The sequence below is a fragment of the Butyricicoccus faecihominis genome, from assembly GCF_024462775.1.
Lineage (GTDB): Bacteria > Bacillota > Clostridia > Oscillospirales > Butyricicoccaceae > Agathobaculum > Agathobaculum faecihominis_A.
In genome coordinates this window covers 13724-28404 of sequence record NZ_JANGCE010000005.1, presented here as the reverse complement: position 1 = coordinate 28404, position 14681 = coordinate 13724, and the positions used below count along the sequence as shown (strand labels likewise).

The window sequence follows — 14681 nt, the reverse complement described above, 5'->3', positions numbered from 1 at the left end:
CCGGTGTTCCGCCGGAATAAGAGATATATCCGCCCCAAAGGCGCCGCCTGCCACAAGGCGGAGGAAGCTATAAGTTATAATCGGGAAAACAGAAAAAGGATCAAGAGGAGGAATAAAATTTTATGGATAAGCTGACACGAAAATTAGTAAGCTTCGGCAAAAAGCGCAAGGCGAATTTGCCCCTTGCCCTGCTTTGCATCTGCTTCTTGTATGCCGCGGCAGCGGTATTGGAAAAAGCGGAGCTGTTATGGAAAACGCTGCGGGGCAAGCAAGCGCGGCGGCTGGCAGCCTGTGCGCTGTCCCTTTGCATGGTGGCGAACCTGCTGCCCATGACGGCCTTTGCCGCAGAAACAACCACACTGCCGGGAGCAAGCGGCAGCGTGTGCGGTCACGTTCACGATAAAGAATGCGGCTATATCGAAGCCGTGGAGGGCGCTCCCTGTTCTCACTTAAACGAGGACGGTACCTATTCCTGCGCCCCTGTTTTAGACAGCGGCGTGAGCGGGAACGCCACACCAAGCGATGCGGACTATGTGTGCGGCCACGAGGATGGCTGCGGCTATGCGGAAGCAATGGAGGGCGCGGACTGCACCCATTCCTGCGAGCTGTGCGATCCGACGGTTGAAAATCCGCCTGTGGAAACACCGCCCGACAAGGATGCTATTGTCACAGATACATGTATCTGTGACACCCTCTGTACAGAGGGTGTCATTAACCCTGACTGTCCTGTCTGCTCGGCGGAGGGCGCGGACTTATCGAAGTGCTTGGGTAAAGAGCGGAAGGCAGAGCAGTGCCTTTGTGATCCGACAGTTGAGAAAGATGGGGAGCATACAAATAAGGACTGCCCATTTTATGTAGAAAAAGCGGTAGTTTGTAATTGCTTGGTTTTATGTACCGCAGAGCAGGCGAATACGGACTGCTCTGTTTGCAACGAAGACTACGGCTTGTGTGCGGCAGGAAAAAATGCTGTTACTCCACCATCTGACGAGGCGGCAGTGAATGCAGTCATTATGATGATTGACGCGCTACCCACCATGGACAGCATCTATGAGAATATGCCGGGCGATTCTGAACCGGAATTTGCAGCGTGGCTGGAGAAAATGCAGAAAACAATCGAAGATATTAAGGCGACCAAGGCGGCCTATGATACGCTTTCCGATGGTGATAAGAAGCTGATTGATGAGGAACATACAGGTAAGCTACTTGATTTGGTGAACTTTGCGGAGATGATGGCCGAGAGGGCGCCAGAGGCGGAAACCGGATCAGCACCGGGCGGTTCACAAATTCAAACCGCTACGGAGCTTCAAACGGCATTGGGCGGATCAGACAATGCCTCTGTTGATGGTGATACGGTTACAATACTTAAAAATATTGAGATTCCAAGGACTTCTTCTAATATCCAAATTACTGGAGGTAATCTCACTCTGGATCTGAACGGCTATAAGCTCTCAGCCGTAGCGAATATAAGCATTGTGACTGTCAATGATGCACAGGGCTTCACGATAAAAGATTCCAGTGAAAACCAGACCGGCGATTTGTCGGAAGAGCGTGTGCAAATTACAAATACATCATTTATCGTTGATGGAGGTAATTACGGAAATATAATCTATGTAAACGATAATAACCGAACCTATTCTACATCCATTAAAAAAGGGGTTTTTGGACGAATCACATTTCCTACCGGAGTTCCAGTATCAACTGCTTTCAAAGCTGTAGGCGTCTACTCAACAGACGGAACTCCTGTCTCTGCCAGCATGTTGAAATGGAGTACCCTTTTCATTAACGGTCAAAAAATTCAAGTTATCCCAACGACCAATATACCGTCGGTATATTTGAGTAGGACGGGTTCTGATACTGGCTTGGGGACTTCCGCATCTCCATTCCGTTCTTTTGAGCGGGCAAAAAGTGCAGTTGCTGATAACGGTACAATTTATATTCAGTCAACTTACTTTGTTTCATCTGCGTCAGAGACTTGGTCCTTATTGGATAAGCCCAATGTAACAGTTATGCGTGCGCCTGGAAATACGTCAAAAATGATAAGCGTAAGTAACAATGCAACCTTGACCCTAAATAATATTGTTATAGACGGCGGATCTTCAAATGCTGGCACCGAGAATGGTCCGATCATTGAGGCGAGTTATGGGAATCTGGTCATCAATACAGGGACGGTTCTGCAAAACAACCGTGGCCCAGCTATTTTGATGTTATCCAGCAGTAATGCAACTATGAATGGAGGTACAATCCAAAACAATACGTTGTTGACTTCCAATGGCGCTGTCAGCGTTGGGGGAACCAGCAGTATTGATTTCAAAGGTGGAACGATCCAGAATAACATTAACGGTGAGGTGGATTGCTCCATCGCTGTTTCAGCATCACAGGTCACAGTAAAAATTTCTCCAAATCTAACAGTCAGTGGCTTGATTTCCTTGGATAGTTCAAAAATAATATTCACTGGGGTTCCAACCACAAACTATAAATTGGCTCTTGGCAGTACATATATAAAAACGGAAGGAGCCGTTGTCGTAGAGCTGGCAAGCGGGGTATCAGGGACACTTGATTTATCCAAGTTTACGCTGGACAGCGAGGATTTCGTCTTGCAGATGGGTACTGGCGAGACGGCAGATAAAATTGTATTAGGCAAAAAAATCTCATCCTTAGAACGACTGCAACAATCAATTGACAATGCGAATGGTACTGACAATGATCCCACTGTAATTTCTATTCCGCAATCTGGAATAGAAGTTGACACCACACTTATAATTCCTGTGGATAAGTATATAAAATTGACTGGCGGCACATTAACCCGCGCCGAAACATTCAACAGCAAGCCGCTTTTTGATGTAAAGGGTCAACTGACCCTTACTGACATTACTCTGGATGGCAATAAAGACAACGCTAACGGAGACGGATTGCTGGAAGTTGACGGAGGCAATCTTATCCTGGACACAGGGGCAATCCTGCAAAACAATAAAAATAGCAGCGGAAATGGCGGCGCGGTTCGTGTCTGCGGTGGCGGTTCCGTTGTAATGAACGACGGCAAGATTCATGGAAATGAAGCGATAACTGGCGGTGGTGTTTTTGCCTTTGCCTATTTTGGTACAAGCGAGCAGGGCGGCACATTCACCATGAACGGCGGTGAAATCAGCGGCAACACGGCAGAGGCCGGTTCCGGCGTTTATATCGCGGACAAAGGTGCTTTCTATCTGCATAGTAGTGGTAAAGTTACAGGAAATGCGGCACCGGAGAATGTATCGCAGGGTGCTTGGGATGGCGATATTTCAATAGAATTGCGTCCGGGCGCTCAAACGAATACATTTTCTCTCCCTGAAATCCCCACGCCTATGGCGTATATGCCGAGAAACGGCGGAGGAGTAACTATTCCATCATCACCGGATTCCTGGGGCGGCGGCGTTTATAACATGGGTATGTTTATGATGGACGGCGGGACAATCAGCGACAATACCGCCGGGCGCGGCGGTGCGATTTATCACTCTGCCGGCTCTTGTACCGTCACAGGCGGCACCATCGGCGGAAACCATAACACATACAGCGGCACCGGCCTCTATGCCCGCGAGGACTTCTCCATCGGAGGCAATGCCAAGGTTGAGGATGGGATTTATCTCGTCACCGGCAAAAAGGCCCTTGTTACCTCCGCGCTCTCCAATAACATTCAAATTGAGGGCATGGAGGGAACACCCGCGGCTGGAACCATTGTCGCCGCAGGCAGCAGCTACACGATTTCCGATACTGATTTTGGCAAATTCTCTATCAATGACACCGCATGGGCGCTGAATAAAAATGAGAGCGGCCAAATCGTGCTGAAATCCACCTCCGTCCCCACGTATGCCGTGGAGCTGTGGCGGGGCGACAGCAAGGTTGAACCCAACGGCGACTTTACCACCCTGGCCGACGCCATCACGGCGGCGCAGGACGGCGACAAGCTGAAAATCACCGCCACCATCGACCTTGGCGAAAACGGCGTGACTATCGACGGCAAGTCCCTCACCCTGGACCTCAACGGCCAAACCATTACCTACAGCGGCACCGGCAACGCAATCACACTGGAAAACAGCGCGGGGCTTACGGTAACGGGAACAGGCGGCGAGCTAAAGGCAACCTACTCATTGGGCCAAGCCATCTTGAACAACTCCACCGGCACAGTTACAGTAAACGGCGGCACGGTGTCGGCAACCACCGGCACTGCCATCTTGAACAACTCCACCGGCACAGTCACGGTAAGCGGCGGCACGGTGTCGGCAGCCGGTGACACCGGCTATGCCATCTGGAACGAGTCCACCGGCACAGTTACGGTAAGCGGTGATGCAACGGTGTCGGCAGCCGGAGAGGACGGCGTTGCCATCGTCAGCGGCGGCACAGTCAACATAAGCGGCGGCACGGTGTCGGCAACCGATGCCAGCGGCATTGCCATCGGTATCGTCAACTCCGACGGCGGCACAGTTACGGTAAGCGGCAACGCAACGGTTACAAGCGCAAACACAAACACAGAGATAGGCATAGGCACAATTTTCATCGCAGCCGTGCCCGACACCGCCGCCACCGATAAGGTGGTACTGGAGATCACCGGCGGCACGGTGGAAAACACGGCCGCATCCGGCGATAAGTACGCGGTGTATTTTGCTCCCACAGATGTGACCTCCGCCACTTTGAGCAGCTATTACAGCCACACCGGCGGCACGGTGGGCAGGGTTCATCCCGAAGCGGCCGCCGCTGTGGAGATTACAAAAAATGGCACTACCACGAAATACGATACCCTTGCCGCCGCCATCACAGCGGCGCAGGACGGCGACACGCTGAAAATCACCGCCGGCATCGACCTTAGCACAACCGGCGTTGAAATTGACGGCAAAACCCTTACCCTTGACCTCAACGGCCAAACCATTACCTACAGCGGCACCAGCAGCGCAATCAAGCTGACAAACAACACGGGCGCGGAACTTACGGTAAAGGACGGCGGCACCGGCGGCAAGTTAGAGGCAACCGGCTTGTCGGGCAATGCCATTTGGAACGACTCCACCGGCGCAGTTACGGTAACGGGCGGCACGGTGTCGGCCACCGATGCCCTCGGCTATGCCATCTACAACGCCGGCACAGTTACGGTAAGCGGCGGTACGGTGTCGTCAACCACCGGCATTGCCATCAACAACTCCTCCACCAGCACAGTCACGGTAACGGGCGGCAAGGTGGAGGTAACCAATGGTGGTCATGCAATATCCAACAACTCCGGCGGCACAGTCACGGTAAGCGGCGGCACAGTGTCGGCAGCCGGCACGGGCATTGCCATCCGCAACGCCCACCGCAACGGCAAAATAAAAATCAGCGGCACTGCGAACGTTACCAGTGCGAATTCAACAACAGGCAGGGGCACAATTTACCTCCCTTTTATCCCCGACCCTGCCGCCATTGTGCTGGAAATCACCGGCGGCACGGTGGAAAACACGGCAGCCGAGGGCTATTCGGTGTATTTTAAGGACGGCATAGGCGTGACCTCCGCCAATTTGAGCAGCTATTACAGCCACACCGGCGGCACGGTGGGCAGGGTTCATCCCGAAGCGGCGTCAACCACTCCCACCGTTACCTCTGTAAGCGTTTCTCCAAACCCTGCCACGGTGCAAAAGGGCGGTACTCAGCAGTTTACCGCCACTGTCAGCGGCACAAACAACCCGGCCACAAGCGTGACATGGGAAGTTACCGGCGGCAAAACCGGCACAAGCATCAGCGTGGGCGGCCTGCTGACCGTGGCATCGGATGAAACGGCGGCAACGCTGACGGTAAAAGCTACCTCCACCGTGGACACAGGCAAGAGCGGCACGGCAGCGGTAACGGTACAGGCGGGCGCGCTTACCGACGCGCAAAAGCTTGCCATGGCGAAAAGCGCGATTGAGGCGGCGCTTGCAAATCTGACGGTTACAAACGCCACCACCGCGCAGAATATTTTAAGCGCGGCAAACGCGGCGACGCTCCACGGCGTTACGGTTGCATGGGACGATACAAACGGATTCAGCAAGACCGAGGCTACCGCAAATGCAGATGGCTCCATCACAGGCACGCTCAAGCTGACGCTCGGCAGTGCAAGCGGTACCGTTACGGTAAACAAGGTCATTACTAAGCTGTCTGCCGATAAGTCCGCGCTGACAGCCGCCATTGCCGCGGCAAACAGCGCCAAGAACGGCGTTACCGTCAACAATGGTTCTCCTTCCTCTGTTGCAAACGGCACAAAATTTGTGACCTCAGCCGAAATGGAGGCGCTGAACAATGCGATTGCGGCGGCACAGGCTGTGGTAAATAGCTCCTCCGCAACGGCCGCGGATATTACCGCCGCGGTGAGCGCACTGAACGGTGCGGTTGCTGCCTTTAACAGCGCAGTCAAGACCGGAACCTATACCGGCAGCTCCAGCTCCGGCAGCAGCGGCTCGTCAGGCGGTTCGGGCGGCGGCACTGTAACTCCGCCCACCGAAACAAAGCCAAGCGCCCCCACCGAGAGCGAAATCAAGGTTGACGGCAGGGTGGACGCAAACGGCAACATAAGCGTAGACCTTCCTCAGAAAACTGTAGAGGACGCCATTAAAAAGGCGGAGGACGAGGCGCGCAGAAACGGCAATCTGGATAACGGCGTCACCCTTGTGCTGAATGTAAGCGGCTCTGCCGCGGGCGGCAAGACGGCAAACAGCGTTACCGTCAATCTGCCAAAGACAACACAGGAGACCATCATCAGCAATAAAATTGTGAACACGATCATCATGGTGAATAACCCGGACATTAAAATCGGCATTGATCTGTCTGCGGTAAAATCCATCAACACACAGGCAAACGCGGATGTGAACATCACCGCCACCAGACTGAACGGCGCAGGGCTTACGGGGGCGGCAAAAGCAGCAATCGGCTCCCGTCCGGTCTTTGACCTCAAGGTAAACTACGGCGGCGGGAAACAGGTAACGAGCTTTGGCGGCGGCAGCGTCAGCGTGGCAATTCCCTACACCCTCGGCGCAGGCGAAAAAGCGGGCGGTGTCTATGCCGTTTATGTGGATGGCAGCAGAACTGTGCAGTGGCTGACCGGCTCTGTGTATGACGCCGAGAACAAGGTGCTGCGCTTCTCCACCAACCACTTCTCCACCTACGGCGTGGGCTATAAGGCGCCGGCTGACTTTACCGACATTGTGGGACACTGGGCAAAGGACGACATTGAGTTTGTGGTAAACCGCGGACTGCTCTCCGGCACAGGCGCCGCCACCTTCAGCCCCGATACCGCCATGACAAGAGGGATGTTTGTTACCGCCCTCGGCAGACTGGCGGGAGCGGACGTAAGCGGCTACAAGCAGAGCAGCTTCACCGATGTGAAAGCGGACGCCTATTACATGGGCTATGTGGAATGGGCGGCGAAAAACGGCATTGTGAAAGGCACAACAGCCACCACCTTTGCGCCGGACAATGCTGTTACCCGTGAGCAGATGGCGGTCATCATGGCAAATTATGCAAAGGCAATCGGATTTGAGCTTCCAAGGGCACACGCACAAAACACCTTTGCGGACGCCGCGAATATTTCCTCGTGGGCGGCTGACTCTGTGAAAACCATGCAGATGGCCGGCGTCCTCGCGGGCAAGAACGAAAACCGGTTTGATCCGCAGGGCACAGCCACCAGAGCCGAGGCGGCGGCGACACTTCGCCGTTTCGTGGAGCTGATGATTGACGCCTCCTCCGCACAGGGCTGGATGCGCAACGATGACGGCCAGTGGATGTACTATGAAAGCGGCCAGCCAATCAAGAACCAGACCAAGAACATAGGCGGCGAGAATTACAGCTTCAATGCCTACGGCGTGACGCTGGATTTCCCCAAAAAGAAAACCGGCTACGGCACCTATACGGTACAGGCCGGAGACAACTTCTGGCTTATTGCAAAAAAACATAACGTGAGCATGTATACGCTGGCGGAAATCAACGGCAAGACCATCTACTCGGTCATCCACCCCGGCGACGTGCTAAAGATACCACAGTAAGAACAAACCAAAATGCAAAGGCGGAAACGCCGACAAAAACCACAGGCGGCGGTTTCCGAAAGGAGGCCGCCGCCTGCGCCGTTACGGAGAAAGGAGGGCTTATAACCATGAAAAATTATGTGCTGGTTATTGACGGAGATTTGAATACCTGTAAGGAAATCAAATATAATTTGCAGGACGAATACACAGACGTGTATTATACCGGTTCTATTCAGGAAGCATTGCAGATTATGGAAAAGGAGAACTGTTCGCTGGTAATTCTGGATGCCTGCATCTATCAATACGACGGAACTGCACTCATTCAGCAGATACGGCAGATGAACCCACTGCCCATCCTTGCTTTATCTGAAACGGCAGGCACTGCGGATAAGGTGGCGGCACTGAAGTGTGGAGCTGACGATGTGTTGAACAAGCCCTACGATTTAGAAGAATGCCTTGCCAGAGCACAGGCACTCATGCGGCGCTACACCCAGCTCAATCACATTACAGGGCGTAATTATGCTCTTGTAAGCCATGGCAATTTGATGCTGGATACTGCGCGGAGACAGGTTACGATTGATGATGAAACCGTAATCCTCACAAAGAAAGAATACGACCTCTTGCTGTATTTTATCAAGAACCGTAACCGTGTTCTTACATTTGAACAGATTTATACTGCCGTGTGGCATGAGGAATACCTTATGGACAACTCCACGATTTTTTATCAGGTCGGCAATCTCAGAAGAAAGCTGAAAGCCGATTGGATTGAAACCAGATATGGCATGGGTTATTTCATCCATAATCCCGGAGAATTATAAATTTTTACATGAAATGCGAAAATTGTCGTAAACTGCGAAACTTCTTAGAATCTCCTTTGAATGTTCTAAGAAGTTTCTTTGAATTGCCTGCTAAAATTTTCCTTGATACATAACCGAGGGAAATGGACGAAAGAAAACACAAGAATTGTAACCGCCCCTCAAAGTACATAGGAGGGGCAGCTAATCAGCGTACATCATTGGAGAAAGCCAAATGCTGGCTTAAAGGCAAAACAGAATAGCGAAAGATACAGGGCTGCAATCCCATTGAACGGGGTTGCAGCCTTTTTCTGTTCGACAAATTTCTGCAAAAATCCTCTTTATAAAGGATTCTGTTGGCACTCACATTTTTCGTGTGGGTGCTTTTTCTCTGTCCGGTCCTTTTCATGGCACTGCCGTGGTCCGCCCCTCTGGTCTGAAACCAAAAATTCAGACTGGAGGAAAGGACAATGAGAAATTATCAGGAAAGCGATTATGCCCTGAATAAGTACAGCGAGGGCATTGTTTATAAATTTGCGGACGGCATCGTGGAGGTCACGCTGGCCGATTATCTGCGGGATAATCCCGACAAGACAGCAGAGGATTTTGCCAAGCTGAAAGCTCTGTCAGATGAGTTGTACCATGAGCAGGATTTGGATGAGACAGCTTATGGTAAACGTGCGCGGAAGTTGGACTGGCTGACGGAATCCGAAGAATATGCAACTCCATCTGTTGATATTACGCTCATACATAACAGCGATAAGGGACAAGCCCTGAAAGCGGCAAAGCGGCTTTTGGATAGCGGAGAACTGACGGTGATACAACGTCAGCGATTTATTCTGCACTTTTTGAATGGGCTTTCTACAAGACAAATAGCAAATATAGAAAAGGTCAGCCACGTTGCTGTGTTCAAGTCATTGAAATTTGCAGAGAAAAAATTAAAAAAATATTTTGCTTCACAGGGTTAACACCCCCCTTGTTTTTGGACGTTAGGTGAAAGGCAAGTTTATAGCCGCCTTTCACCGGTTCCTTGACAAGTGAATACGGGTGTGGAGGCACAGCGATGACAGGCCGGGAAACCGGAAGCGACGCACTGGAACGCGCCAAGACGACAGCAGGAAGCAAAGAAAGGCCCTGCCGATCCGAGCGATACCGTTTGCAGTGATGACGCCCCATGGCGGGGCGGATTGCGATAACCCCTGTCACAATCATGGTACTTCTGCCGAGAACCGGCAGCCCTGAAAACGGGAGAACGCACACCCCTGTTTGAGAAAGAACAGGGGGCGGCTTTTATGGTGTCCGCAGGCCAAGCGGAACGCCTTTCACACCTTTGCAATATAGAACATTCTATCGAACTATTGGGGCGATAGAAACCATGCGGCGGAACGGGCATTTTTGTCAGCAGACAACCAACCAGACCCGGTTCCGCCGTATGCTTGTGTCGCTCCTTTAGGCTGCAAAGGAGGCAAAAAATTATGAATGAAGAACTTGTCTGCATGGCAGACATTCAAAATAAGATTTATGAGGCCGGTCTGTTCCGGCCGGAAGAAAAAGTGGTGCTTGCCACCCAAAGCTGTGTGCTGCTGGAATATTTCACAGGCAAGACGTACAGCTACCGCATGGTAGACTTAAATACGCTAAAGGCAAAACGCCTGTTTTCCCGTCAGAAGCCGCTTACACAGGAGGGCTATCAGCGGGCAATCGAAAAAATGGTAGCAAAGGCGCCGGAGCCGGAAAGCATGGCACAGTCTGATGGACGAAAACGGTCCAGAGAATTGCTGGCCTACATTTTCAGTGATATTTTACCGAAGCACGGCATGGTGCTGCGGGATAACCAGCTTTCTCTTTCTATGTCTATGTTAGACGCCCTGTGGGAGAGCAAGCTGGCATTATGCGAGGCCGAGGTGGGAACGGGAAAAACCCACGCCTATATTCTTGCCGCTATTGTGTACCGGCTTTTTCGGGGCAGTATGCGCCCTACTGTTATCTCAACCTCGACAATCGCCTTGCAAAAGGCGCTGACGGAGGAATATATCCCACAGATTTCCGGCATTCTGCTGGAACACCGGATCATCAACCGGCCGCTGACATATGCGGTCCGTAAGGGAAAGAGCCATTATGCCTGCGATGACAGGGTACGCAATTATCTGTCCTCCATCCAGCATAATAACCGCCCGGAGGACAGCGGACTTCTGGCAGCTTTGACGGCGCTCTCCACAGGAGCCTGCCCCATTGATTTAGACGGTCTTGAACTGACGGACTATGTAAAAGGGCGTATCTGTGTAAGCCACTGTCATTTTCACTGTGACCTGTCGGCAGTCTGCCGATACCGGGACTTCCTTCGCAGGGCGCAGACCATGGCGTATGATTTCCAGATTGCCAACCATAACCTTGTGCTGGCGGATATTTTAAGTCGGAAAGGCGGCAGGAACCGCCTGCTCCCACAGAGCGGCATTTTGATTTTTGATGAGGCTCACAAGCTGCTGGATGCGGCAAGACAGATGTACGGCATGGCGTTTGAAAATACGGAGCTGGAACAGCTTGTGTCCAGTGCCTACCGTGTAGTCGGTATGGTTTCCAACCGGAAAGAGGCGGCCCTGCTGTGCGGGGAGCTGCTTCGGCTGAATGGCCTGCTGTTTGAAACAATCCGGCATGAAGCGGGCGCACATTATGATAAAAGCTGTCAGGCATTTGATTTCACCCCTGTCAGCATCCGAATTTTGAACACACTGGCGGCCACACTGAACGGGCTGTCGGTGTGTTTTTATCATCCCAAGGCAGGCGGCGCACAAAAGCGGCTGTTAAACCGCATAGAGCAGGAACAGGCAAAACTCATATTGTTAAAGGACAATACGGAGTCCATCTGCTGGCTGGAGCGTACCGGCGTATCGGCGTGTCGGCTCTGTACCCTGCCGAAAGCACTTGATTTTCTGCTTTATGAGGACATTTGGAATCAGGGAACACCCTGCGTCCTGACATCCGGCACACTTTCCATTGGAGGTGATTTCAGCCATTTCATGCACCAGACCGGAATTGACCTTTTGGAACAGCACCGGCTCCTGATGACCAGCAAAGCATCCCCTTTTGATTATGAGAACCACGCCCTGCTGTATCTGCCGGAGGATATGCCGTTCCCGGACACCAAAAACAGCGCTTACATGGCGGCGGTGCTGGAACGGCTCACGGAGCTGATCCGGCAGAGCCACGGGCATACGCTGGTGCTGTTTACATCCTACCGGATGATGGAGATTGTGTATCAGGAGCTTTCCAAACCGCAGACTGTGGACTATCCACTGTTCTGTATGGGCAAGGGACGGCTGGACACCATTACCGCTTTCAGAAAGAGCGGAAACGGCGTGCTGCTGGCAAGTGACAGCGCCGGTGAGGGCATCGACCTTGCCGGTGATATTCTTTCTTTACTGGTGGTAGTCCGCCTGCCGTTCCCGACGCCTGATCCGGTATCAGAGTATGAACGCACCCTCCATGACGATTTTTACAGCTATTTATCCGAAAGCATTATACCGAGTATGCTCATCAAACTGCGCCAGTGGATTGGCCGGGGCATCCGCAGGGAGACAGACACCTGTGTGTTCTCTATCCTCGACAGCCGCGCGGCCGGACGCTATAAAAAGGACATTCTTGCCGCCCTGCCTGATATGCCGGTCACTGACCGGATTGATGATATAGGGCGGTTTATTATGGAGAAAAAGTCGGATGCCTACTTTCAGTGAGTAAGCGTCCGGCTCTTTACAAATCGGTAAGGAAAAAAGGAGGGCGGCCATGAGCGGTTATGAATTATCCGAAATGGATTTACAGGAATTAAAACAGGTGGATGTGCGGACGGTCAATCCCGACACACTTGTGGATATAAGAGAAATTGAAATTGACCGGACACTTCCCAAAGGGGAGCGGATGCAGGAGTTTATCCGGCAGATCAGGAACCCGTACTGCTTCCGGGTGGGCAAGGTTTCCGTCAGCGTGGGCTACGCAGAGGGCGGCGCTACCTTTGAACAGCGGATGGAACACTATCTGCAAACTCTGTGAGGAATCAAAATGAATATGGCAAATCAGGCTTTTGGGATTTCAGAAATCTGTCTGGACGCGGAGAAAGTTTTGTGGTAAGCTGAGTCACAAACCGCAGGGGCTGGGTAAACCCCTGTGGTACAGGACTTGCGGTAAAACTCCCGATCCGGTTTCTGAAATTCAGAAGCGATTAGGAGAATACCGAATGGATACACAGGAACTTTTACAGCAATATGACGGAGATATGTACCTCCGCATCTCCCGTGAGGACGGCGACAAAGCCGAAAGTGATAGTATCGCAAACCAGCGGGATTTGATTACGGCTTTTTTGGAAAAACACCCTGAAATCATCCTCCATAAAGTATGGATTGATGACGGATATACGGGGGTCAACTTTGACCGGCCTGATTTTATCCGAATGATGGAGTCGGTCAAGAATAAGAAAACCAACTGCATCATCGTCAAGGACTTTTCCCGTCTGGGCAGGAACTTTATCGAAACAGGAAAATATATTGAAAAAATCTTTCCGTTCATGGGTGTGCGGTTTATTTCTGTCAACGATGATTATGACAGCGCAAAGCCGAGAACCGCATCGGACAATCTGATTGTGCCGGTAAAAAACCTAATGAACGATGCCTATTGCCGGGACATTTCTATCAAGATACGCAGCCATCAGGACATTAAGCGCAGGAAAGGGCAGTTCATCGCGCCTTTTGCCATGTTTGGCTACTTGAAAGACCCGGAGGATAAGCACCACCTTATTATTGACGAGTTTGCGGCCGGTGTGGTGCAGGATATGTTCCATCTGATATTAGATGGATATTCCTCGGAAGCGATTGCCGACCGCCTGAACGAACAGGGTATCCCCTCTCCCCTTGAATATAAGCGGCTGCTGGGGAGTACCTATAAGACACCCTTTAGACGTAATCCCAAAGCGGTGTGGACAGCAACCGCCGTCCTCCGCATTTTGAAAAATCCCGTCTATATCGGAACGCTGGAACAGGGGAAGCGCAGCAGTCCCAATTACAAAGTCAAAAAGCAGTTTGCCGTGCCGGAGGAGCAGTGGGCGGTAAAGGAGAACACACACGAACCGGCGGTCAGCCGTGATACCTTTGAGAATGTGGCAAAAATCCTGCGCACCGATACCCGGACGGCGCCCGGCGAGGAAACTGTTTTCCCGCTGGGAGGGCTTCTCTACTGTGCCGACTGCGGGCGGAGCATGGTGCGAAAGAACAACTCCACCGCAGATCACCCCTATTATTACTATATCTGTTCAGGCAGCAAGGAAAAGAGCGGCTGTAAAAGCCACAGTATCCGTGACATTCTGCTGGAACAGGCCGTTTTTGCGGCTGTGCGGGAGCATATCCGTTCTGTCCTTGATGTGGAACAGATACTTGCCGCTATTGCAAAGCTGCCCTACACCAGCCGTCAGATTAAAAAGATGGATGAACGCCTCAAAGCCAAGCAGGACGAGGCGGAAAAATACCAGCTCTACCGCATGAAGCTCCACGAGGATTACGCGGACGGTATCATTTCCCGTGAGGATTACATCGCTTTTGGCAAAAGGTATGACCTGAAGGCACAGAACGCCGGAGAAGCAATCCTCTCGCTGGAGCAGGAAATAGACCGGCTTGTGGATGGAAAATCCGAGGAACAGAAATGGATCGCCTATTTCAAACAGTATCAGGATATTGAGGAACTGAACCGTAAGCTGGCGGTGGAACTGATTGACCGCATATTAGTCTTTGAAAATCAGCGGATAAACATAAAGTTCAAATTTCAGTGTGAGTATGACAGCGCGATGTCACTGATACAGAGCGTGGAGCGTATCAATCCGGCTCTGACCGTACCTTCCGGAAGGGAGGCGGTGTGA

Annotated in this window: 6 protein-coding genes; all 6 read left to right on the top strand. The window is 51.9% G+C overall.

Annotated features, from left to right (window positions below; translation table 11 throughout):
* Nucleotides 1-122 precede the first annotated feature (122 nt).
* On the top strand, nucleotides 123-8012 hold the full coding sequence (locus tag NE562_RS04430) for an S-layer homology domain-containing protein (RefSeq protein WP_280961199.1): 7890 nt from the start codon (nucleotides 123-125) through the stop codon (nucleotides 8010-8012).
* A 107-nt stretch (nucleotides 8013-8119) separates the two neighbouring features.
* Nucleotides 8120-8809, top strand: a complete 690-nt coding sequence (locus tag NE562_RS04425; protein ID WP_280961198.1) for a response regulator transcription factor — start codon at nucleotides 8120-8122, stop codon at nucleotides 8807-8809.
* A 446-nt stretch (nucleotides 8810-9255) separates the two neighbouring features.
* Nucleotides 9256-9753 (top strand): sigma factor-like helix-turn-helix DNA-binding protein, encoded by a 498-nt coding sequence (locus NE562_RS04420; RefSeq protein WP_280961197.1) that lies wholly within the window; start codon nucleotides 9256-9258, stop codon nucleotides 9751-9753.
* A 507-nt stretch (nucleotides 9754-10260) separates the two neighbouring features.
* Nucleotides 10261-12516 (top strand): ATP-dependent DNA helicase, encoded by a 2256-nt coding sequence (locus NE562_RS04415; RefSeq protein ID WP_280961196.1) that lies wholly within the window; start codon nucleotides 10261-10263, stop codon nucleotides 12514-12516.
* A 49-nt stretch (nucleotides 12517-12565) separates the two neighbouring features.
* Complete coding sequence (locus tag NE562_RS04410; RefSeq protein ID WP_280961195.1) at nucleotides 12566-12829, top strand: DUF6870 family protein; 264 nt, start codon at nucleotides 12566-12568, stop codon at nucleotides 12827-12829.
* 184 nt (nucleotides 12830-13013) lie between these two features.
* The gene (locus NE562_RS04405) at nucleotides 13014-14681 is read left to right on the top strand and encodes a recombinase family protein (protein ID WP_280961194.1); all 1668 of its coding nucleotides are present in this window, start codon (nucleotides 13014-13016) and stop codon (nucleotides 14679-14681) included.